Here is a 21,919-nt window from a genome sequence, read left to right on the forward strand (position 1 = left end):
AGGTACAGGTTCATGGCTGGATTGAAGGGCTTCGCGGCGATCGCCGCGCTGGGCATGGGGATGGCTGCATCCGTCGCCCGGGCCGAGGATGGGCCGACGACGCCCTCCGGCCCCGTCGTGCCGCAGGTCTCGCAACAGGCGACCAAGACGGTGCCGTTGGTGCTGGGCCAGAAGAAGAAGGGCGTCGAGACGTTCCAGCCGCTGGCCGATGACGGCATCACCCTGGCGCTGAACTACACCGGCGAGGCCGCGGCGAACGCGACCGGCGGCTTTGCACGCAAGTCGGCCTATACCGGGCAGATCTATGTCGGGGCCGACCTCGATTTCGAGAAGATCGCCGGTATCACCGGCGGCGGCCTGCACCTCGCGATCACCAATCGCCACGGCCAGAGCCTGTCGCAGATCGCGATCGGCAACAATACCTCGGTGCAGGAGGTCTGGGGCACCCAGAACACCCACCTCGCCATCCTGACCTGGGAACAGAAGCTGATGGGCGGCGCGCTCGACATCGAGGCGGGCAAGAGCCAGGCGAACATCCATTTCCTGAACTCGCCCTATTACTGCCATTTCCAGACCAATTCGGCCTGTGGCAATCCGACCTTCGTCTTCAAGAACAGCAACTTCACCTATTTCCCGGCGTCGAGCTGGATGGCCAGGGCCAAGCTGACGGTCGCCGACAACTGGTTCGCCCATGCCGGCATCTACGAGGTCAATCCCAATCGGAAACGCCCCGATGACAATGGTTTCAGCCTGAGCTTCAAGGGTGGCACCGGCTTCATCGTGCCGTACGAACTGGGCTATGCGTCCGACTTCAAGACCGACCGGCTGCCGCGCCACTATATCCTGGGCGGCTGGATCGACCGGGGCGACTATGCCGATCCGTTGCGCGACGACCGCGGCGGTATCGCGATCCTCAGCGGACGGCCAGCGGCCACGCTGAAGGGGCGCAGCGGCATCTATGCCCGTTTCGATCAGATGCTGACCCGACCCGATATGAACTCGCATCGCGGGCTGGGGGTGTTCGGTGTCGCCATGACCAACCTGTCGGGGCGGGTCGAGGAACGGCACTTCCTGGAGCTGGGTCTGCTCCAGACCGGCACCTTTGCGGATCGCGACCAGGATACGATCGGCTTCGTCATCAACCAGCAGAGCTTTTCCGACCTGGCCATGGCGCGGATGCGCGCGGCGCGTGTCTCGGCGGGCGGCGACGCCAATATCCGCCGTGACCAATATATGATGGAACTGGCCTATGGCGCCCAGGTCGGGCCCGCCATCCGCCTGTCGCCCAACATCCAATATATCCTTCACCCCGACCAGACCGGCCTGCCCTTCCGCCGGACCAACATCGGAAACGCCCTCGTCTTCGGGCTGAAGTTCACCATCGACGCCCCCACCCTCATCGCAGCGGCGCGGCGCGACTGACGTCGCGAGTCATCGCCGTTCGCGGGACGATGACGATCCGATCCTGGCGAAGATCGGCGCGATGCCCGATGGTTGTCGATCGGCCCGTATGATCGGTGGCATTCAACGCCGCGATCATCGGGCCGCCAACTGGCCAGCATCTCCGTACACCCAGAATGCTAATGCGTTTGACTCGCATATTCACCTTCATTAGGCGCGCGCTCGTAACGAGCATTGGGGGGAAAAATGCGCCTGTTTCGGTCGAGTCTTGCAATATTGCTTTGCACTGTGTCGTCGCCTCTGGTGGCGCAGGGCACGCCGCCCGGCCAGGCAGCGCAGTCGACCGACGACGTGAGCAACGACATCCTCGTTCTGGGCGAGAAGGCCAACCGAAGCCTTCGGGATACCCCTGCCAGCGTCGCGATCACCACCGCGGAGACGATCGCCAACCAGAATCTGCTGGATGTCTATGATGTGCTCCAGCGCACGCCCAATGTCTCGATCGCGGCGAACCGGACCAGCTTCACCATCCGGGGTATCGATGCGTTCAACGTATCGGGTGCGGGCGACGGCGCGCTGGCCAGCGTCTATGTCGATGGCGCGGTCCTGCCCCGCGCGGCGCTCAATACCGGGCCGCTCGACCTGTACGACATCGCTCAGGTAGAGGTGTTTCGCGGCCCGCAATCGACCGTACAGGGCCGCAATGCCCTGGCGGGGGCGGTGATCGTGCGGACGACCGATCCCGGCTATGACTGGAGCGGCAAGGCGCGGGTGATGCTGACCGGCCCGGATGGCCAGCGCCGGGCGGCGGCGGCCATCGGCGGCCCTCTGCTCGGCGATCAGATCGCCTTTCGCATCGCGGGTGAGATCGCGCGTTCCGACGGACTGGTCTACAACCGCACGCTCCACCGCGACGCCGATCCGCGCCGGTCGGAAACGCTGCGGGGCAAGCTGCTCTTCACCCCGGACGCCGTGCCTGGCCTGCGGGTCATCGCGACCTATGTCCATGACCGGCACGAACGCGGCGTCTATGCCTATGAATTCGACGCCCCCTATTCGCCCACCGATCGAATCGTGACCGAGGATGTGGCGACCGACACCCAGATCGTCAGCGACATCGCGACGCTGGAGGCCCATTACACGCTGGGCGGCGGGTTCGACCTGAGCTCCGTCACCAACGTCTCCGATGTCCGCGCCGACTATATCGCCGACCCCGACCGCAATGCCACACCGGGTCAGCTCAGCCTGACCCGCGATCCCGCCAGGACGGTGCAGCAGGAAATTCGGCTCGGCATCGACCTGCCCTGGGTTCGCGGCCTGATCGGTGCCTATTATCTGCGCGAGGACAATCGCGACTATCTGTTCGAAGCCACGCAGACCCTGAATCTGACACGACTGGGCGTCGATCGCCAGTTGCTGGCGCTGGGCCTGTCGCAGCCCATGGTCGATACGGTGCTGGGGCTTTATGGCGGCGTCGTTCCGATCAAGAACCGCCTCACCCAACCGCGCCTTACCCGCAATCTGGCCGCCTTCACCGACCTGACCTTCCCGCTGACCGGGCGGCTCAGCCTGCGTGCGGGGCTGCGCTACGACAATGAGCGACAGTTGCGCGGCGCGACCCAGTCGGTGACGCTGAACGGCAGCCTGCCCGATCCCGCCAGGCTGCCCGTGGCGGCGCTGGCCCCGATCGTGACCCGGCTGAACGCCTTGCTGTTGGCGACGGCCGCCGGTGCCAACAGCGTCGAGCCGACGCGCGCCATCACCTATGACGCGTGGCTGCCCAAGCTGGGCCTGACCTGGGACGTCGCGCCCAATGTCGGGCTGAGCGCGACGGTACAGCGCGGCTACCGCGCGGGCGGTGCCGGGATCAACCAGCAGCGGGCGCAGGCCTTCACCTATTCGCCCGAATATACCTGGAATTACGAACTGGCGCTGCGGTCCGAATGGCTGGATCGCAAGCTGATCTTCAACGCCAATGCCTATTATATCGACTGGCGGGACCAGCAGGTGGGCGTACAGCTGACCCCGGGCGCGGTATTCGACACGCAGGTCGTCAATGCCGGCAAGTCCCGCCTTTATGGCTTCGAGGCGGAATTGCGCGGGCGGCCGACGCCGTCGCTGGACGTCTATGCCGGGGTCGGCCACAGCCGGTCCAAATTCCTCGACTTCACCCTGCCCTTCGGTACCGAAGCGCGATCGGCCGGTGGCAATGAGTTCGCCAATGCGCCGCACTGGACCGCTTCCGCAGGCACGACCTGGCATGACAAGGCGGGCCTGCTGGCCAATGTCAACGCGACCTATCGCGATGCCTTCTTCCAGGATACGGTCAGGCAGAGTGTTCGCGACGTCCGCCCCCTGACGCTGGTCAATGCCAAGCTGGGTTGGCAAGGCGAGCATTTCGGCGCCTTCCTGATCGCCAGCAATATCTTCGACCGCCAGCAGCCGACTTCCTTCTTCACGGACTTTGACGGTCGCATACGCGGCACGCTGTCCGATCCCCGTATTCTGGGCCTGAGCTTCGAAGGACGGTTTTGAGGGCAGAGAAACGTCTATTCCAACGATGAACAATACATAGGTTGGTACGATCGTCCGTTGATTACCCTTGCCTCTGCCATATGATGATTTCGATCAATACAGGGGAGTATGCCAATCATGACGCGTCACGACGATCAATATGGCGATGATCTTTTTGCCAAGGACGATTACTTCAAGTTCGGATCGAATGGCTCGATTTCGGGTAATCTTCTGGGCAACGACCGAAGCGGTGACGAAGGGGAAATGGCACTCCGCTTTTTCGGCGGGGTCAGGGTTGGAGAAAAGAAGGGGCCGCCGGTCACCGATGTTCAGGGGACATATGGCACCTTCCATATTTGGGCGGATGGTCGCTTCACCTATGACCTCGATGCCGGTGTGAAGGCCTCCACGCCCCAGGGCACGGTGCTGACGGAATCCATTCCGTACAAAATCTCAGATAAGGCGGGGAAGACCGACTTCGCCTATCTGACGATGGACGTTGGGTTTGGGAATGTCGGCAGTCAGACCCGCGAGGTCGTCTATGATTTCGACCACCGCCCGAGCCTGGACGTCATTCACTTCAACACCGTTTATGACGGCGATACGATGATGATCGGGTCGGAGAGCGGCAATCGCTATTGGCAGGCCGACCCCTGGGGCCTCGGCTTCTCGTCGGACCATAATGTCGATTTCATCGTGTCCGACATGATTGTCGCGACCGGCGATTCACCGGATGCCGTCGCGCGCGTAACATTTACCGGACATAATGACGGACGCATAGTCGGCCAGAAAACGGTCTTGATCGACGTCGCGAGCATCTCTGGCCAGCAACATGTCTCCCTTTCAAGCTTTGGGAAGATCGATAGCCTGACCTATACCGTGGAAGACGTCTACGGCACCTTTCAGGGCCTGCCGTCATTGTCGTTCGACGACATCCACCTGCTGATCTAAAGCAAAGGGGTCTGTGGCACGCATGCGCCACAGACCCCTGCCCGTCTTACCGTTCAGCCCGGGAAGCCTATCCCGTCACTCCCATTCGATCGTGCCGGGCGGCTTGCTGGTATAGTCATAGACGACGCGGTTGATGCCCTTCACCTCGTTGATGATCCGGGTCGTTACGCGCGGCAGGAAGTCGCCGGGAAAGTCGAACGCCTGCGCGGTCATGCCGTCGACCGACGTCACCGCGCGCAGCGCCAGCACCGAGTCATAAGTGCGGCCATCCCCCATCACGCCGACCGACCGAACCGGCAGCAGCACCGCGAAGGCCTGCCAGATGGCGTCGTACAGCCCTGCGTTGCGGATTTCCTCGAGATAGATCGCATCTGCCTTCCGCAGGATGTCGCAGCGTTCGCGCGTCACTTCGCCGGGGATGCGGATGGCGAGGCCGGGTCCGGGGAATGGATGGCGACCGACGAACACGTCCGGAAGCCCCAATTCGCGACCCAGCACGCGGACCTCGTCCTTGAACAGCTCGCGAAGCGGTTCGACCAGCTTCATGTTCATGCGTTCGGGCAGGCCGCCGACATTATGGTGGCTCTTGATCGTCACCGACGGGCCGCCGGTGAAGCTGACGCTCTCGATCACGTCCGGATACAGCGTGCCCTGCGCCAGGAATTCGGCACCGCCGATCTTCTTGGCCTCCGCCTCGAACACGTCGATGAAGGTCTTGCCGATGAACTTGCGCTTGGCTTCCGGATCGGTGACGCCCGCCAGGCCGTCCATGAACAGGTCCTGCGCATCCACATGGACGAGCGGGATGTTGTAATGGCCCCGGAACAGGCTGACGACCTGCTCGGCCTCGCCCTGGCGCAGGATGCCGCCATCGACGAAGACGCAGGTCAGCTGGTCGCCGATCGCCTCGTGGATCAGCAGCGCCGCGACCGACGAGTCGACTCCGCCCGACAGGCCGCAAATCACCCGACCGCTGCCCACCTGTTCACGAATTTCGGCGATCTTGGCCGAACGGAACTCGGCCATCGTCCAGTCGCCCGACAGGCCGACGACGTGCCGCGCGAAATTGGCGATCAGCTTCGCGCCATCGGGAGTGTGGACGACCTCCGGATGGAACTGCATCGCATAGATGCGGCGGGCATCATCGGCGATGATGGCATTGGGAGCGCCCGGGCTGGTCGCGACGACGCGGAAGCCCGGCGCCAGCGCCGTCACCTTGTCGCCATGGCTCATCCACACCTGATGGCGCTCTCCCTGGCTCCACAGCCCGTCGAACAGCGCGCATTCGCCCTCGATGGTGATGAACGCCTCACCGAACTCGCCGCTATCGCCCTTCTCGACCTTGCCGCCGAGCTGCTGGGTCAGCGCCTGCTGGCCATAGCAGATGCCGAGCATCGGCAGGCCGCTGTCCAGGATCGCCTGCGGGATGCGGGGAGACTCGGCATCGACCACGGAGGCGGGGCCACCGGACAGGATGATGCCGGCGGGCTTGATCCGGGCGAACGCCGCTTCGGCCGATTGGAAGGGAACGACTTCGCTATAAACCCCCGCTTCGCGCACGCGCCGCGCGATGAGCTGGGTGACTTGGCTGCCGAAATCGACGATGAGGATGCTGTCGGGGTGCTCCATGGCGGTCCGATAGCGATGTCTTTCGGAAAATGCTACCGGGTCGGGACGGTTTGAATCCCATCGATCGCGACCATCCGCACCGCCTGAGCATCGACACGGCAGCGGAAGGGGCGGCTCTCGCCCGCCTCGCGGTAACTGGTGCGCAGCAAAACATCACCCTGCACGTCATAGCCATTGCCCAGCGGAAGGGCCGAGCGGACCTGCCCGACCTGGGCCAACGCGAAGCTGCGGCGCCCTTCGCCCTCGGCCGCCTTGGCGCACGCATGGACCGCCGCTTCATCGTCCGTTTCCGCGCGATAGGGCGACGGCGTTTCGACGGCACGAACCGGGCGGGAGACATCTATGACGCCGGAATCATGATCGGGCGTCGACGTCTTGCCTGCGATCAGCGTCACGGCCGTGGTCAGCAGCGCGCCCGCAACGAAACCTCCGGCGATGGCGTTCGCCTGCTTGCGTTGCTCCGGGCTCTGCCATTGCCGTTCGCGATCGGAGGGAATGAACGGCACGGCCGGCACGACCTGCGTAGACGTGGCGGGCGCGGACGGCTCGGTCTGCGCCGCTAGCGGCAGAGGGAGCATCGAAACCGTCAGGATCCAGCCGACCGTCATGCGCTGCATTCCCCACCTCCCTTGGTTCGCTTCCGTAACGTTATTCGTTCCGACTTTCGCCAAGCTGAACATAGGCGAAATCGCGGACACGAAAAAGGGCCGCCCCATCGCTGGGACGGCCCTCTTTTCGAAGGTCTTCGAGGCTGCGGATTACGCGGCTTCGTCGAAATCTTCCTCGGTCATGACCGGACCCGAATCCTGGCCCTTCGCCGAGACGTCGCGGTCGACGAACTCGATGATCGCCATCGGCGAAGCGTCCGACGCGCGGATGCCGGCCTTGATGATGCGGGTATAGCCACCGTTGCGGTCCGCATAGCGCGACGCCAGAACGTCGAACAGCTTCACCAGCTGCGCATCGTCGAGGAGACGGGCATGGGCCAGACGACGGTTCGAGAGACCGCCCTTCTTGGCCAGCGTCACCAGCTTTTCGACATAGGGACGCAGTTCCTTCGCCTTGGCGACGGTGGTGGTGATCTGCTCGTGCTTGATCAGCGCTGCCGCCATGTTGCGGAAGAGCGCGATACGATGAGCCGAGGTACGCTGCAGCTTACGGCCGCCGACGCGATGACGCATGGGTATTTCCTTCGTTCGTTAAGGGGCCGTTTGACGGTACCCCAGACCTGGTAGCCGTTAGAGGCTGCTACCTTCGCCTATCTTGTGGCCCTCCGGTATTGCCGGGGAGCGGGTCAGCAAAGCTGCTGGAGTGGCCGGGACGGATCACGGCAAAGCCGCGATCCCGACGTCGAACGGGTCGCCCGTGGGCGACCCGCCGGCCGGGCTTTCGCCGTCTCGCGGATAGCGACGCTATCCGCGTGCGGCTTAGCCCATGATCTCCTGTTCCAGCTTCTTGGCCATTTCCTCGATATTCTCGGGCGGCCAGCCGGGGATTTCCATGCCCAGGCGCAGACCCATGGACGACAGCACTTCCTTGATCTCGTTCAGCGACTTGCGGCCGAAATTCGGAGTGCGCAGCATCTCGGCTTCGGTCTTGCCGACCAGATCGCCGATATAGATGATGTTGTCGTTCTTGAGGCAGTTCGCCGAACGCACCGACAGTTCCAGCTCGTCGACCTTCTTGAGAAGGTAACGGTTGATCTGCTGCGCGTCGCTCTGCGGCTCGCCACCGGCGGCGGGGATCGCCGCCTGGCCCACGGGGGCCGCGCGGGTGAGCGCCGAGTCGTCGAAGTGCACGAACAGCGCCAGCTGATCCTGGAGGATGCGCGCGGCATAGGCCACGGCGTCTTCCGGGGTGACGGTGCCGTCGGTTTCGACCGAAAGCGTCAGCTTGTCATAGTCCAGGTCCTGACCGACGCGGGTCGGGTCGACCTTGTACGACACCTGGCGAACCGGCGAATATAGCGCATCGACCGGGATCAGACCGATCGGCGCATCGGCCGGACGGTTGGACGCGGCGGGGACATAGCCCTTCCCGATATCAGCGGTCAGTTCCATGTTGAACGTCGCGCCTTCGTCGAGATGGCAGATCACCAGGTCCTTGTTCATGACCTCGATGTCGCCCGACACGGCGATGTCGCCGGCCTTGACGGTGGTGGGACCGGTCGCCGACAGCTGGAGCCGCTTGGGACCTTCGCCCTGCATGCGGATGGCGAGCTGTTTGACGTTCAGGACGATGTCGGTGACGTCTTCACGCACACCGGCCAGCGACGAGAACTCGTGCAGCACGTTCTCGATCTTGATCGAGGTGACCGCCGCGCCCTGGAGCGACGACAGGAGAACGCGGCGAAGCGCGTTGCCCAGCGTCAGGCCGAAGCCACGCTCCAGCGGTTCGGCAACGAACGTCGCCTTCCGCTTGCCATCGCCACCCTTCTTTTCGAGCGCGTTGGGCTTCTTCAGTTCCTGCCAGTTCTTTGCGTTGACAGACACGTGGTTCCCCTGAGTTATGGGCCGGAACGGGGACGGTTCCAGCCGTGGAGAGAGGCATGGCCGACTCGTCAGCCGGCCATGGGAAGCATCAGACGCGGCGACGCTTGGAAGGCCGCACGCCGTTGTGCGGGATCGAGGTCACGTCACGGATCGAGGTGATCTGGAAACCGACCGCCTGCAGCGCGCGCAGCGCCGACTCGCGGCCCGAACCCGGACCCTTCACTTCGACTTCCAGGGTGCGCACGCCATGCTCGGCGGCCTTCTTGCCCGCGTCTTCCGCTGCGACCTGCGCCGCATACGGGGTCGACTTGCGCGAGCCCTTGAAGCCCATCATGCCGGCCGACGACCACGAAATGGCATTGCCCTGCGCGTCGGTGATGGTGATCATGGTGTTGTTGAAGCTGGCGTTCACATGGGCGACGCCGGCGGTGATGTTCTTGCGCTCGCGACGGCGAATGCGCTGCGGTTCACGTGCCATTGAATGAAAGTCCTGACCTAATATCCTGATGCGGAGAGCGGCGGGCGGTCAGCCACAAGCCTGCCTCCGGCGGAGTAATTCGTCCCCCGGACGAATTACTTCTTCTTGCCTGCGATCGGCTTCGCCTTGCCCTTGCGGGTGCGCGCGTTGGTGTGCGTGCGCTGGCCGCGGACCGGCAGGCCCTTGCGGTGACGCAGGCCGCGATAGCAGGCCAGGTCCATCAGGCGCTTGATGTTCATCGCGGTCTCGCGACGAAGATCACCTTCCACCGTGTGGTCGGCGTCGATGGTCTCGCGGATCTGGAGCACTTCCTGATCCGACAGGTCCTGGACGCGACGATCGGCGGCGATGTTCAGCTTTTCGGCGATCTGCTTCGCCTTGGCCGGACCGATGCCATGGATATAGGTCAGCGCGATCAGAACGCGCTTGTTGGTCGGGAGGTTGACACCCGCGATACGTGCCATGAAACTTGTTCTCCTAGCTCCACGAAGCATGGCATGGCCGCACATGCTCCATCTCAACGCGATGGTTCCGCCACGCGGAAGCGCGACGCCCGCAAATCGCGCGTCGTTCAACCGGGAGTGGTGGAAGGACGGTCAGTTAGGCCCCGCGCAACCCTCTGTCAAGCGATCGGTTCCCGAAACTTCGTCGATTGAACCCGGCGCAGTGTCAGCCAGCGGCGGAACGACACGATCGCCCAGACGATCTCCACCACGCCAAACGGCCAGGCGCCCTGGAGAAAACCATAAGCGGAGCCCGCAATGCATCCCAGCACGAAGCCGAAAGTCCACCAATGCGATCCCGCCTCCATCGCATAGCAGAGAAGCGTGAACGACACGGCGGCAAGGCCGAACAGCGACAGCGAATCCATCGCCTGGGTTTAGTGCGCCAGGACAAGGGGGCAACCCCTGTGCCCTCCCGCCCCTGCAAAGGGAGAAAGAACGCGTTACGGAATGATCAACCGGGCAATCAGGCCCGGTGCGTTGTCCGCCAGTTCGAATCGCCCGCCATGCAGCCGCGCCACCGCTTCGATCAGCGCCATGCCCAGTCCCGCGCCGGGCGTGGTGCGCGCGGTATCGAGTCGGCCGAACCGCTTGAGCGCCTGTGCCCGGTCCGCCTCGGCAATGCCCGGACCATGATCCTCGACCTGAAAGACGATGCCGTCATGGCCCTGATAGAGCCGCAACCCGACCTGCCCGCCCGACGCGCCATGCTTCAGGGCATTGTCGATCAGGTTGGATAGCGCCTGGCTCATCAGTTCACGATGCAGGGGCAGCGGCGCCGGGCGATCTTCCACCGCGATCAGGAAGCGCAGGCCCGCATCCTCGATCACGGGGGCATAGAGTTCGCCGATTTCCTCGACCATCTCGGCGGGGGCGGCCATGGTGAAGCGGTCGCGTGTCACCGACTCCGACCGGCTGATCTCGATCACCATGGTCAGCATCCGCATGATGAGGTCGGTTTCGACCAGCAATCCGCCCAGCGCCGCCTCGCGCTGCGCTGGGTCGGCGATCAGCACCGCCTGTTCGGTCTTGGTCCGCAACCGCGCCAGGGGCGAGCGCAAGTCGTGCGCCAGGCTGTCGGTGACGACGCGGAGTTCGGCCATCAACTGCTCGATCTTGCCCAGCATCGCATTCAGCCGCAGCGCCAGTCGGTCGAACGCGTCGCCATCGCTGTTGCCGCCCCGGACCAGCGACACCCGCCGCGACAGGTCGCCCTCGCCCGCCGCATCCATGACCGACACAATGGCATTGAGCCGCCCCGACACATAGCGCGCCAGGACCAACCCTGTCCCCACCCCCAGCATCAGCGACAGGAAGACCGCCAGCGCCAGGGCGCGCTCGATCGCGACCTGCTGCGCCTCGATCAGATCGAGCGGGCGGCCGACCAGCAGCCAGTCATTGCCGATGGGGTGAAGCGTATAGCCCGCCTCGCGCGACGCCCAGACGCCGTCGCGCCCCAGCACGGCGATGCGGAACGGCGTATCGGCCAACGGCACGGCCAGGTGACGCGGCGCATAGCCCGCGATCCGATGCCCCTGGGTATCGAAGATGGCGAGCACCAGCGAGACGTCCCCCGGCTCGCGCGCCTGGGTGATCGCATCGGCCAGCGCGGGCAAGGCGCCCGTCCGCCACACGGCGCGAAGGGCGTCGGCCTGTTCGACGATCTCGCGGTGGAGCGCCGCCACCGCATCGGCGCTGGTCTGTTTCCAGATGAACCCGACCAGTGCCAGATTGGACACCAGCGCCAATATGATCGACAGCAGCGCGATCCGCGCCGAGATCGTCAGCCGCAACTTCACCCTTCGACGGCCAGCCTGTAACCTGCGCCGCGCACGGTGTGCAGGATCGGCGTGCCGAATCCTTCCTCAAGCTTGCGCCGAAGCCGCCCGATATGGACGTCGACCACGTTGGAGCCGGGGTCGAAATGATAGTTCCAGATCTTCTCCAGCATCATCGTGCGGGTGACGACCTGCCCCGCATGACGCGCCAGGAACTCCAGCAGATTGAATTCGCGCGCGCCGACCGGGATGATCTTGCCCGCCCGGGTGACGGTGCGGGCCAGCAGGTCGATCTCCAGATCGCCGACATGCAGCTTGGTCCGCGTCGGCTCCGACGCCGCGCGGTCAGACCGGCGCACCAGCGCCTCGATCCGTGCCGACAATTCGGCAAACGAGAAGGGCTTGCACAGATAATCGTCCGCACCCGCCTTCAAACCATCGACCCGGTCATCGACCGTGGCAAGAGCCGACAGGATCAGCACGGGCGTGGCGATCCCCGCCGCGCGGATCGCGCTGACCATCGCCAGCCCGTCCAGGCGCGGCAGCATCCGGTCGGCGATGATCAGGTCGAATATGCCCTCGCTCGCCAGGAACAGCCCGTCGCGCCCGTCCCCGCACTGTTCGACGGCATAGCCCGCCTCGGCCAGTCCCTTGGCGACATAGGCGGCGGTGGACGCATCGTCTTCGACGATCAGGATCTTGCGGCTCATCGGTTCGTCTGCTCCGGCATAGGGCGATCTTCGCTCCAACGACGTCGTTCGGCATGTTCGAGCCCATCGTCCCGATCCCGTCCACGCCGTCCGCCCGCGGATGACTAGGCCCGATATCGGTTCAGGGAAAGGCCGGCGGAAAGTGCGCTCTCCGCCGGCCCCGACGGCACCCCCGGGAGTGTCGGGCGCCGAGCTCGTTGAACTGCTTGGCTTTTCGCTACATCGGGCCGGGATACCCCGGCGTGACCATAATGTGACAAATGCGTCATTCGCGGCATCGGCTGAGCAAGGGTGGTGCGCCGTACATCCGCAACCGGACCGAATTCCGCACCAAAACCTCAATCATGTTTAAACTTTTGATAATCCTTTAATTTATGATCCCGCCATCATGTTGACCGCCCCCATCCCCCTCGATGCTTCGTCCGCCGAGGAGCGGCGTCTCGCCACGCTTCAGGCGCATGCCCTGCTCGACAGCGAGCCGGAGGCGGAGTTCGATGCGCTGGTATCGCTGGCGGCGGACATGCTGGATTGCCCGGTCGCCGCGCTGACGCTGGCCGATCGCGATCGTTTCTGGGTGAAGTCGTCGGTCGGTCCGCTGCCCAGCCAGATGCCGCGCAGCGTCGCCTTTTGCGACCAGACGATCCGGTCGCCCGACCTGATGATCGTGCCCGACCTGACCAGCGATCCGCGCTTCGCCGTCAATCCCTTCGTCACCGGCGAGGCCGGGACGCGCTTCTATGCGGGCATGCCGATCCGCGTGCCGGCACTGGATGGGTCGCCCCAGGCCATCGGTTCGCTCTGCGTCATGGATGCCACCCCCCGCTCGCTGAGCCCTGCGGGCGAGCGAACGCTGCGCCATCTTGCCCGGTTGGCCGAAGCGCTGATCGCTGCGCGCGCCGTTGCCAGGCGCGCCACCGCCATGGCCGAACTGAGCGAACGCCAGGCCGAGGACCTGCGCGGCAAGGAGCGGACCGTGCGACAGGTCGAGCGGCTGGCCCTGATCGGATCGTGGCGCCTCCGGTTGTCCGACGGTCAGGCGACATGGTCCGAAGGCGTCTATCGCATCCACGAACTCCCCCCGGGGCGGCCGGTGACGGTCGAACAGGGACTGAGCTATTACCCGCCCGCCTCACGCGACATATTGCGCTCGACGATCGAGGCCACCGCCCGTCTGGGCGATCCGTTCGACATCGAACTGGACTTCGTCACCGCACAGGGTCGCCAGCGCCGTGTCCGGGTGATGGGCGAGCGCGAGATGCAGAACGGACGGCCCCACGGCCTGGTCGGCATGTTCCAGGACGTGACCGAGCGCCACGCTCTTGAGGTCCAGCTACGCCGTAATGCGGATACCGACGCGCTGACCCTGCTCGCCAATCGCGCCGCGTTCGACCGGACGCTGGAAGCCGCCATCAGGGAGGCCAGTGCCACGGATCAGCCGCTCGGGCTGGTGCTGATCGACCTGGACGGGTTCAAGCTGATCAACGACACGCTGGGTCACCCCGCCGGGGACGAGGTGTTGCGCATGGTCGGCACGCGGCTGCGCGCCGACTGGCTGCACGCATGTTTCGTCGCGCGGTTGGGGGGCGACGAGTTCGGGGTGATCGTCCGTGATCCCGTCTTGCTCGCTCAACCCGAATCGCTGCGCGCTCGGCTAGAGACGCTGCTGACCATCTCTATCACGGCGAACGACCTGACCATGAGTTGCGCGGGCACGGTATGCGTCACGCTGCGCCCCGAGGATTGCCGGACGATCCGCGACTTCATGCACCATGCCGACACGCGCTTATACGCCGCCAAGCGCGACCGGGTGGGCGAGCGGCGGCGGGGCGACCGGCGGCAGGGCGACCGGCGCCGCGCCGGATAGCAAGGCGGGTCAACGAGGCTCGGCCCTTCCCTCACCCGCCCATGGCCCCATATAGCGGGTGCATGTCTTCGCGCGCCCGCGTCCTCGTCCTGAACTCCGCGCTCGGCCCTCTCGACTATCGCGTGCCGCAAGGCATGACGGTCGAGCCGGGGTCGATCGTCGTCGCACCGCTCGGGCCCCGGCAGCTGCTGGGCGTGGTCTGGGAACCCGAACGGATGCCGTCGGATGCCGAGGTCGGCGACAATCGCCTGCGCCCGCTGCTGGGTGTGGCGGACGCGCCGCCCCTGCCCGATCCGCTGCGCCGGTTGATCGAGTGGACGGCGGATTATTATCTCGCCCCGCCTGCTGCGGTCGTGCGAATGGCGCTGTCCTCCACCTCCGCGCTGGAGGGCGCGCGGACCGTCACCGAGTACCGCGTCACCGGCCATGTCCCCGACCGCCTGACCCCGCAGCGTGCCCAGGCGCTGGAGCGGATCGGTGATCGGCAGGGCCTGATCCGCGAACTGGCAACGATGGCGGACGTCTCCGACGCGGTGATCCGGGGGCTGGTCAAGAACGGCGCGATCGAGGGGGTGGAGGTCGATATCGACAGCCCCTTCCCGCTGCCCGATCCCGACCATCACCGCCCGGAGCTTTCGGAGGACCAGCGCGCGGCGGCCGACACGCTCGTCGCGGGCGTCGCGGCGCATGCGTTCCAGCCGGTACTGCTCGACGGCGTCACCGGTTCGGGCAAGACGGAGGTCTATTTCGAGGCGGTGGCGCAAGCGGTTGCCGAAGGGCGGCAGGTGCTGGTCCTCCTCCCCGAAATCGCGCTGACCGAACCGTTCCTCAAGCGATTCCACGACCGCTTCGGCTGCGAGCCGGTGGCGTGGCATTCGGGACTGCGTTCGTCACAGCGGCGGCGGGCGTGGCGGGCCATCGCCAGTGGACAGGGCCTGGTCACGGTCGGCGCACGCTCGGCGCTGTTCCTGCCCTATCGCAATCTCGGCCTGATCGTCGTCGACGAGGCACACGAAACCAGCTTCAAGCAGGAAGACGGCGTCCATTACCATGCGCGCGACGTGGCGGTAATGCGCGGCAAGTTCGAGCCCTGCCCGGTCATCCTCGCCTCCGCCACTCCCGCGATCGAGACGCGGCAACAGGTCGCGCTGGGCCGCTATACCGAAGTGAAACTGCCCGGCCGCTTCGGCCCGGCGCAAATGCCGACGATCGAGGCGATCGACCTGATCCAGGACCCGCCCGAACGCGGCCGCTGGATCGCGCCCCAGCTGGTCGCCGCGATGAAGGAGGTGCTGGAGAAGCGCGAACAGTCGCTGCTCTATCTCAACCGGCGCGGCTATGCCCCGCTGACCCTGTGCCGGACCTGCGGGCATCGATTCCAATGCCCCAATTGCACCGCCTGGATGGTCGAGCATCGACTGGTCCGGCGACTGGCCTGCCATCATTGCGGCCATGTCTTGCCCACGCCGCGCGCCTGCCCAGAGTGCGGCGGCGAGGATTCGCTGGTCGCCTGCGGCCCCGGTGTCGAGCGGATCGCGGACGAGGCGACGGCACTGTTCCCCGAGGCCAAGATCGCGGTCGTCACCTCCGACACCATCTGGTCCCCCGCCAAGGCGGCGGAGTTTGTCGGGCGGATGGAGGCGGGCGAAATCGACATCGTCGTCGGCACGCAGTTGATCACCAAGGGCTATCACTTCCCCAATCTGACCCTGGTGGGCGTGATCGACGCCGATCTGGGCCTCGACGGCGGCGACCTGCGCGCGGCGGAGCGTACCTTTCAGCAGATCCGCCAGGTATCGGGTCGCGCGGGACGCGGCGCCAAGCCGGGCCACGTCTTCATCCAGACCCACAGCCCCAAGGCCCAGGTGATGCAGGCGCTGGTGACGGGCGATGCCGAGGCCTTCTACACAGCGGAGACCGAGGCACGGCGGGACGCCGATGCCCCGCCCTTCGGCCGTTATGCCGCGATCATCGTCTCTTCGGAGGATCAAGGCGCGGCGCAATCGGCTGCCGGGATGATCGCACGCGCTGCTCCCAAGGTGGAGGGGATGCATGTCTTCGGCCCCGCGCCCGCGCCGTTGGCGATGCTACGGGGGCGGCATCGGTATCGGTTGCTGGTCCACGCCCGGCGCGCGCTGGCGGTGCAGGATGTGATTCGCGAATGGCTGGGCGGGCTGGAATGGTCCGCCAAGGTTCGCGTCGCGGTCGATGTGGACCCGTACAGCTTTTTGTAAGCCGGGCATCGAAGAAGGTCAGTTCGCGCGGAGGCGCGGAGACGCGGAGGTGCCGTATTGGCGGCACCGCCGCCCTTTCATAACTGGCCAGAGGTGAAAGGCTGTATAGGCGACGAGCGAGACACCTCCGCGCCTCCGCGCGAACCAAATCTCCTTTGCGCTTTCGCGAGGCCGGTCGAGAGGGTTTCCCTTGGCCTTCGACTTCGCTCAGGCTGAACGGCGGTTGGGGATAGCCGCCCTACCCCCCCATCGGTACGCCAGAGCGAAATCGCAGGCCACGCCCTGCCCCTCCCCACAAACGAAAACGGCCGCAGCTTCCGCCACGACCGTTTCAAAAACCCGGTAAGGAAAACCTTACCCCGCATGCTCCGCCAGCACGGTCAGGCCCTTGGGCCCCACCTCGGCGAAGCCGCCACGGATCTGGATCGATTCCGGCTCGCCCTTGTCGGTGCGGTACACCTGGATCGCGCCGTCGCGGATGGTCGACATAAAGGGCGCATGGCCCTCCAGCACGCCGAAATCGCCCTCGGTGCCGGGAACGACCACCATATGCACCTCCTCCGAGCGGAGGAGCTTTTCGGGCGTGACGAGTTCGAAGTGCAGCATGGTCTAGTATCTCGCATCGCTCTCCCCGCCGGGGAGAGGAAAGAGGGGGACGGACCGGGCCGTCCCCCCTGTCATCAGGCTTCCTGAGCCAGCTTCTCGGCCTTGGCGACGGCTTCGTCGATGCCGCCGACCATGTAGAAGGCCGCTTCCGGCAGATGGTCATACTCGCCGTCGACCACCGCCTTGAACGAACGGATCGTGTCTTCGATCTGGACGAACTTGCCCGAGATGCCGGTGAAGACTTCCGCGACGTGGAAGGGCTGAGACAGGAAACGCTGGATCTTGCGGGCGCGCTGGACGGTCAGCTTGTCCTCTTCCGACAGCTCGTCCATGCCCAGGATCGCGATGATGTCCTGCAGCGCCTTGTAGCGCTGGAGCAGCGACTGGACCGCACGGGCCGTCTCATAATGCTCCTGGCCGACGATGCGCGGCTCCAGCACGCGGCTGGTCGAGTCGAGCGGGTCGACGGCCGGGTAGATGCCCAGCTCCGAGATGGCGCGGTTGAGCACGGTCGTCGCGTCCAGGTGGGCGAACGAGGTGGCCGGCGCCGGGTCGGTCAAGTCGTCGGCGGGCACGTACACGGCCTGCACCGAGGTGATCGAACCCTTGTTGGTCGACGTGATGCGCTCCTGCAGCGCGCCCATGTCGGTCGACAGGGTCGGCTGATAGCCCACGGCCGACGGAATGCGGCCGAGCAGCGCCGACACTTCCGCGCCCGCCTGGGTGAAGCGGAAGATGTTGTCGACGAAGAACAGCACGTCCTGGCCTTCCTGGTCGCGGAAATATTCCGCGATGGCGAGACCCGACAGCGCGACGCGGGCACGGGCGCCCGGCGGCTCGTTCATCTGGCCATAAACCAGCGCGACCTTCGAGCCCTCGCTGATCGCGTTGCCCTCGGCATCCTTGGCGATGACGCCCGCGTCGAGGAATTCGTGATACAGGTCGTTGCCCTCGCGGGTCCGCTCACCGACGCCCGCGAACACCGAGGTGCCGCCATGGCCCTTGGCGATGTTGTTGATCAGTTCCTGAATCAGAACCGTCTTGCCGACGCCCGCACCACCGAACAGGCCGATCTTGCCGCCCTTCGCATAAGGCGCGAGCAGGTCGATGACCTTGATGCCGGTGACCAGGATCGCGCTCTCGGTCGACTGCTCGACGAACTCAGGCGCCTTGGCGTGGATCGGGGCGCGCAGATCGGTGGCGACGGGCCCGCGCTCGTCGATCGGCTCGCCGACGACGTTCAGGATGCGACCGAGCGTCGCGGGGCCGACCGGAACCTGGATCTGGTTGCCGGTGTCGGTCACGGTCTGGCCGCGGGTCAGGCCCTCGGTCGTGTCCATCGCGATCGTGCGGACGGTGTTCTCGCCCAGATGCTGCGCGACTTCGAGCACCAGACGGGTGCCGTTGTTGTCCGTCTCCAGCGCCGACAGGATCGCGGGCAGGTGATCGGGGAAGTGAACGTCGACGACCGCGCCGATGACCTGGGCGATCGTGCCGACATTGTTGGTGGCCGTGGTCGGCCGGATGTCCTCAGCGGCGGTTGCCATCATTGCTTCCTTGGTTCGGTAGAGCCCGACATAGCTTCGGGGCGGATAAAGGTCACGACCAGACGGCGGCCACCGTCGATCTTGTCACGGGTAACATGGTAATCGGCGCCGGTCAGGTGGCCGGTGGTGGCGCTTTCGGTCTGGATCGCGGCCGCAACCGCATCCTTGCCGTCCAGACCCAGCTGATCCATCGGCTTGGTCACCCAGCGAATGAACTGGGTCTTGGCGAACGGGCTGGTGTCGAGATTGACGAGGTCGAGCGAGAAGCGAAGCGTGTTCAGCGTCTTCGCGTTACCCTCGACGAGCAGATTGGCCATGTTGATCGGCGGTGCGGACGGATCGGCCATCGGCGTGGCCTGTGCGATCGCGCGATATTGGCCCTGAACGGGCGCATAGCCACTCATGCGGAAGCCCATCCGATCGAGCAGGCTGACCGTCTCCGGCGCATTGCCGAACACCGTCGCCCAGCCGCCCGTCACGAACGGCGTCGGCGAAGCCTTGGGCGCGTCCTTCGGCTGATCGGACGCCTGGCCGCATCCGGCCAGAGCGACCGTCAGGCCCAGAAGGAGCGCGAGACGCATCAGAGCGCCTCGGCGCCCGAGATGATTTCGACCAGCTCGGTGGTGATCGCGGCCTGACGCGTGCGGTTATACTGGATCGAGAGGCGACGGATCATGTCGCCCGCGTTGCGCGTGGCATTGTCCATCGCGTTCATCTGCGAACCGTAGAAACCGGCCTGATTCTCCAGCAGCGCGCGGAAGATCTGCACCGCGACGTTGCGCGGCAGCAGCGCGTCGAGGATGTCCTCTTCGCTCGGCTCGAACTCGGCGACCGCCTCGACCGAGGTTTCGGCCTTGGTGGCTGCGGGCATCGGCACCGGGATCAGCTGCTGCGCGACCGGATCCTGCACCAGCGCCGAGACGAACTTGGAATAGAACAGGTGGGCCACGTCAAACTCGCCGCGCTCGAAGCGGGCGATTAGATCGTCGGCGATGACGCGCGCGTCGTCGAACTTGGGCGCCTTGATCGCGCTCATGTCATGATCGGCGAGGATCGCGTTGGGGAAGAAGCGCTTCAGCACGCGCCCCTTCTTGCCCGCGATGTAGAACTTCACCGTCTTGCCCTGCGCAGTCAGCTCTTCGGCCTTGCGGCGCGCGGCGCGGACGATGTTGGTGTTGAACGCCCCCGCCAGGCCACGCTCGGAGGTCGCGACGACCAGCAGCTGGACATCGTCCTTGCCGGTGCCCGCCAGCAGCGGCGACGCGCCGACGCCGCCCACGCGCGCGGCCATGCCGGCCATCACCGTTTCCAGCCGCTCGGCATAGGGACGGCCGTTCTGCGCCGCGTCCTGCGCCCGGCGCAGCTTGGCGGCGGCGACCATCTTCATCGCCTTGGTGATCTTCTGGGTCGACTTGACCGAGTTGATCCGGATTTTGAGGGCCTTGAGGCTCGCCATCTTCGTCCTTCTGCCTCCCTCTCCCCTCGGGGGAGAGGGTCGGGGTGAGGGGTTGCCACGGGCGAGGTCGCTTGGGGCGGGGGGGGGGGGGGGGGCCGCCCCCCCCCCCCCCCCCCGGGGGGGGCCGGCGGGCGCGGCCCCCCCCCGCCACGGGCGAGGTCGCTTGGGGCGGCCCCTCACCCAACCCTCTCCCCAGCGGGGAGAGGGCTTATGTCTGCTTTACGCGAAGATCTTCGCGAACTGGTCGAGCGCGGCCTTGAGCTTGCCCTTGGCCTCGTCGCCCAGATCCTTGGTGTCGCGGATCATCGCCAGCACATCGGCATGATCGTTGCGCAGGTACGCCAGCATCGCCGCTTCGTAGCGGACGACCTGTGCCACCGGCACATTGTCGATGTAACCGTTGGTGCCGGCGAAGATCGACGCCGTCTGCTCTTCGAAAGGCAGCGGGTTGAACTGCGGCTGCTTGAGCAGCTCGGTCAGGCGCGCACCGCGGTTGAGCAGCTTCTGCGTCGAGGCGTCGAGGTCCGAGCCGAACTGCGCGAAGGCGGCCATTTCGCGATACTGGGCAAGCTCCAGCTTGATCGAGCCGGACACCTTCTTCATCGCCTTGGTCTGCGCGGCCGAGCCGACGCGGCTGACCGACAGGCCGACGTTGATCGCGGGGCGGATGCCCGCGAAGAACAGGTCGGTTTCGAGGAAGATCTGGCCGTCGGTGATCGAGATCACGTTGGTCGGGATGTACGCCGACACGTCGCCCGCCTGGGTCTCGATGATCGGCAGCGCGGTCAGCGAACCGGCGCCATTGGCGTCGTTCATCTTGGCCGCACGCTCGAGCAGACGGCTGTGCAGATAGAAGACGTCGCCAGGGTACGCTTCACGGCCCGGCGGACGGCGCAGCAGCAGCGACATCTGGCGGTATGCAACGGCCTGCTTCGACAGATCGTCGAACACGATCAGCGCGTGCATCGCGTTGTCGCGGAAATACTCGCCCATCGCGGTGCCGGTGTACGGCGCCAGGAACTGAAGCGGCGCGGGCTCCGACGCGGTCGCGGCGACGACGATGGAATATTCCATCGCGCCATTCTCTTCGAGCGTCTTGACCAGCTGCGCCACGGTCGAGCGCTTCTGACCCACGGCGACGTAGATGCAGTAGAGCTTCTTCGACTCGTCGGTGCCGGCGTTGACCGTCTTCTGGTTGATGAAGGCGTCGATCGCGACGGCCGACTTGCCGGTCTGGCGGTCACCAATGATCAGCTCGCGCTGGCCACGGCCGACGGGAACCAGGGCGTCGATCGCCTTCAGGCCGGTTTGGACCGGCTCGTGCACGCCCTTGCGCGGGATGATGCCCGGTGCCTTCACCTCGACGCGGCGGCGCTCGGTCGCCTCGATCGGGCCCTTGCCGTCGATCGGGTTGCCCAGACCGTCCACGACGCGGCCCAGCAGGCCACGGCCGACCGGCACGTCGACGATGGTGCCGGTGCGCTTGACGGTGTCGCCTTCCTTGATCTCGGCGTCCGAGCCGAAGATCACGACGCCGACGTTATCGGCCTCGAGGTTCAGGGCCATGCCCTGAACGCCATTGGCGAACTCGACCATCTCGCCCGCCTGGACATTGTCGAGGCCGTAGATGCGCGCGATGCCGTCACCGACGCTCAGCACCTGGCCGGTCTCGCTGACCTGGGCCTCGGTGCCGAAATTGGCGATCTGGTCCTTGATGACCTTGGAGATTTCTGCGGCGCGGATATCCATGGGAACG

Annotated in this window: 19 protein-coding genes; 5 read left to right on the forward strand and 14 right to left on the reverse strand. The window is 65.6% G+C overall.

Translation table 11 applies throughout. From position 1 onward, the window contains the following. Positions 1-12 precede the first annotated feature (12 nt). The 3 genes from NZL82_RS11375 (at position 13) to NZL82_RS11385 (ending at position 4,866) form a co-directional block, all read left to right on the forward strand. Positions 13-1,422, forward strand: a complete 1,410-nt coding sequence (locus NZL82_RS11375) for a carbohydrate porin (protein WP_261269875.1) — start codon at positions 13-15, stop codon at positions 1,420-1,422. A gap of 267 nt (positions 1,423-1,689) precedes the next feature. Then, positions 1,690-3,936, forward strand: a complete 2,247-nt coding sequence (locus tag NZL82_RS11380) for a TonB-dependent receptor (protein ID WP_261269876.1) — start codon at positions 1,690-1,692, stop codon at positions 3,934-3,936. Between the two features lie 117 nt (positions 3,937-4,053). Beyond that, positions 4,054-4,866 (forward strand): Ig-like domain-containing protein, encoded by an 813-nt coding sequence (locus NZL82_RS11385; protein WP_261269877.1) that lies wholly within the window; start codon positions 4,054-4,056, stop codon positions 4,864-4,866. Between the two features lie 75 nt (positions 4,867-4,941). Here the strand turns inward: NZL82_RS11385 and guaA are convergent, their stop codons facing one another. The 9 genes from guaA to NZL82_RS11430 form a co-directional block, all read right to left on the reverse strand. Continuing rightward, the gene (gene guaA, locus NZL82_RS11390; RefSeq protein WP_261269878.1) at positions 4,942-6,495 is read right to left on the reverse strand and encodes a glutamine-hydrolyzing GMP synthase; all 1,554 of its coding nucleotides are present in this window, start codon (positions 6,493-6,495) and stop codon (positions 4,942-4,944) included. Positions 6,496-6,527: 32 nt separating this feature from the next. Then, positions 6,528-7,112 (reverse strand): hypothetical protein, encoded by a 585-nt coding sequence (locus NZL82_RS11395; RefSeq protein WP_261269879.1) that lies wholly within the window; start codon positions 7,110-7,112, stop codon positions 6,528-6,530. A gap of 141 nt (positions 7,113-7,253) precedes the next feature. Beyond that, complete coding sequence (gene rplQ, locus NZL82_RS11400; RefSeq protein ID WP_007405047.1) at positions 7,254-7,676, reverse strand: 50S ribosomal protein L17; 423 nt, start codon at positions 7,674-7,676, stop codon at positions 7,254-7,256. Between the two features lie 246 nt (positions 7,677-7,922). Then, on the reverse strand, positions 7,923-8,987 hold the full coding sequence (locus tag NZL82_RS11405; RefSeq protein WP_261269880.1) for a DNA-directed RNA polymerase subunit alpha: 1,065 nt from the start codon (positions 8,985-8,987) through the stop codon (positions 7,923-7,925). An 88-nt stretch (positions 8,988-9,075) separates the two neighbouring features. Next, positions 9,076-9,465, reverse strand: coding sequence for a 30S ribosomal protein S11 (gene rpsK, locus NZL82_RS11410; protein WP_007405180.1), 390 nt, complete (start codon positions 9,463-9,465; stop codon positions 9,076-9,078). A gap of 95 nt (positions 9,466-9,560) precedes the next feature. After that, positions 9,561-9,929, reverse strand: a complete 369-nt coding sequence (gene rpsM / locus NZL82_RS11415) for a 30S ribosomal protein S13 (protein WP_261269881.1) — start codon at positions 9,927-9,929, stop codon at positions 9,561-9,563. Positions 9,930-10,087: 158 nt separating this feature from the next. Continuing rightward, on the reverse strand, positions 10,088-10,336 hold the full coding sequence (locus NZL82_RS11420; RefSeq protein WP_261269882.1) for a hypothetical protein: 249 nt from the start codon (positions 10,334-10,336) through the stop codon (positions 10,088-10,090). 75 nt (positions 10,337-10,411) lie between these two features. Next, a complete protein-coding gene (locus tag NZL82_RS11425) occupies positions 10,412-11,767 on the reverse strand; it encodes a HAMP domain-containing sensor histidine kinase (RefSeq protein WP_261269883.1) in 1,356 nt (451 codons plus the stop codon). Continuing rightward, entirely contained in the window at positions 11,764-12,456 is a 693-nt protein-coding gene (locus NZL82_RS11430; protein WP_261269884.1) for a response regulator transcription factor, read from the reverse strand. Before NZL82_RS11430 ends, NZL82_RS11425 begins: the two co-directional genes overlap by 4 nt. Before the next feature lie 388 nt (positions 12,457-12,844). Between NZL82_RS11430 and NZL82_RS11435 the strand changes: the two genes are divergently transcribed. Together NZL82_RS11435 and NZL82_RS11440 are read left to right on the forward strand one after the other, a co-directional pair. Continuing rightward, the gene (locus NZL82_RS11435; RefSeq protein ID WP_261269885.1) at positions 12,845-14,320 is read left to right on the forward strand and encodes a sensor domain-containing diguanylate cyclase; all 1,476 of its coding nucleotides are present in this window, start codon (positions 12,845-12,847) and stop codon (positions 14,318-14,320) included. A 62-nt stretch (positions 14,321-14,382) separates the two neighbouring features. Then, positions 14,383-16,554 (forward strand): primosomal protein N', encoded by a 2,172-nt coding sequence (locus NZL82_RS11440; RefSeq protein ID WP_261269886.1) that lies wholly within the window; start codon positions 14,383-14,385, stop codon positions 16,552-16,554. A 354-nt stretch (positions 16,555-16,908) separates the two neighbouring features. Here NZL82_RS11440 and NZL82_RS11445 read toward each other — a convergent pair whose 3' ends face one another. From NZL82_RS11445 to atpA, 5 genes are all read right to left on the reverse strand, one after another. Then, complete coding sequence (locus NZL82_RS11445; protein WP_007405041.1) at positions 16,909-17,160, reverse strand: ATP synthase F1 subunit epsilon; 252 nt, start codon at positions 17,158-17,160, stop codon at positions 16,909-16,911. Positions 17,161-17,234: 74 nt separating this feature from the next. Beyond that, complete coding sequence (atpD, locus tag NZL82_RS11450; protein ID WP_261269887.1) at positions 17,235-18,707, reverse strand: F0F1 ATP synthase subunit beta; 1,473 nt, start codon at positions 18,705-18,707, stop codon at positions 17,235-17,237. Continuing rightward, positions 18,707-19,288 (reverse strand): hypothetical protein, encoded by a 582-nt coding sequence (locus NZL82_RS11455; RefSeq protein ID WP_261269888.1) that lies wholly within the window; start codon positions 19,286-19,288, stop codon positions 18,707-18,709. Before NZL82_RS11455 ends, atpD begins: the two co-directional genes overlap by 1 nt. After that, a complete protein-coding gene (locus NZL82_RS11460) occupies positions 19,288-20,163 on the reverse strand; it encodes a F0F1 ATP synthase subunit gamma (RefSeq protein ID WP_261269889.1) in 876 nt (291 codons plus the stop codon). Before NZL82_RS11460 ends, NZL82_RS11455 begins: the two co-directional genes overlap by 1 nt. Positions 20,164-20,382: 219 nt before the next feature. Beyond that, on the reverse strand, positions 20,383-21,912 hold the full coding sequence (gene atpA, locus NZL82_RS11465) for a F0F1 ATP synthase subunit alpha (RefSeq protein WP_007406897.1): 1,530 nt from the start codon (positions 21,910-21,912) through the stop codon (positions 20,383-20,385). Positions 21,913-21,919: the final 7 nt, after the last annotated feature.

The sequence above is a fragment of the Sphingomonas sp. LC-1 genome (assembly GCF_025371035.1).
GTDB classification, from domain to species: Bacteria; Pseudomonadota; Alphaproteobacteria; order Sphingomonadales; family Sphingomonadaceae; genus Sphingomonas; species Sphingomonas sanguinis_E.

Excerpts from the sequence above, each read along its gene's own strand:
- rpsM (WP_261269881.1), bottom strand. The coding sequence starts at position 9,929 with ATGGCACGTATCGCGGGTGTCAACCTCCCGACCAACAAGCGCGTTCTG.
- guaA (WP_261269878.1), bottom strand. The coding sequence starts at position 6,495 with ATGGAGCACCCCGACAGCATCCTCATCGTCGATTTCGGCAGCCAAGTC.
- atpD (WP_261269887.1), bottom strand. The coding sequence starts at position 18,707 with ATGGCAACCGCCGCTGAGGACATCCGGCCGACCACGGCCACCAACAAT.
- NZL82_RS11435 (WP_261269885.1), top strand. The coding sequence starts at position 12,845 with ATGTTGACCGCCCCCATCCCCCTCGATGCTTCGTCCGCCGAGGAGCGG.
- NZL82_RS11440 (WP_261269886.1), top strand. The coding sequence starts at position 14,383 with ATGTCTTCGCGCGCCCGCGTCCTCGTCCTGAACTCCGCGCTCGGCCCT.
- rpsK (WP_007405180.1), bottom strand. The coding sequence starts at position 9,465 with ATGGCACGTGAACCGCAGCGCATTCGCCGTCGCGAGCGCAAGAACATC.
- NZL82_RS11420 (WP_261269882.1), bottom strand. The coding sequence starts at position 10,336 with ATGGATTCGCTGTCGCTGTTCGGCCTTGCCGCCGTGTCGTTCACGCTT.
- NZL82_RS11375 (WP_261269875.1), top strand. The coding sequence starts at position 13 with ATGGCTGGATTGAAGGGCTTCGCGGCGATCGCCGCGCTGGGCATGGGG.
- NZL82_RS11430 (WP_261269884.1), bottom strand. The coding sequence starts at position 12,456 with ATGAGCCGCAAGATCCTGATCGTCGAAGACGATGCGTCCACCGCCGCC.
- atpA (WP_007406897.1), bottom strand. The coding sequence starts at position 21,912 with ATGGATATCCGCGCCGCAGAAATCTCCAAGGTCATCAAGGACCAGATC.
- NZL82_RS11460 (WP_261269889.1), bottom strand. The coding sequence starts at position 20,163 with ATGGCGAGCCTCAAGGCCCTCAAAATCCGGATCAACTCGGTCAAGTCG.
- NZL82_RS11385 (WP_261269877.1), top strand. The coding sequence starts at position 4,054 with ATGACGCGTCACGACGATCAATATGGCGATGATCTTTTTGCCAAGGAC.
- NZL82_RS11395 (WP_261269879.1), bottom strand. The coding sequence starts at position 7,112 with ATGCAGCGCATGACGGTCGGCTGGATCCTGACGGTTTCGATGCTCCCT.
- NZL82_RS11455 (WP_261269888.1), bottom strand. The coding sequence starts at position 19,288 with ATGCGTCTCGCGCTCCTTCTGGGCCTGACGGTCGCTCTGGCCGGATGC.
- rplQ (WP_007405047.1), bottom strand. The coding sequence starts at position 7,676 with ATGCGTCATCGCGTCGGCGGCCGTAAGCTGCAGCGTACCTCGGCTCAT.
- NZL82_RS11445 (WP_007405041.1), bottom strand. The coding sequence starts at position 17,160 with ATGCTGCACTTCGAACTCGTCACGCCCGAAAAGCTCCTCCGCTCGGAG.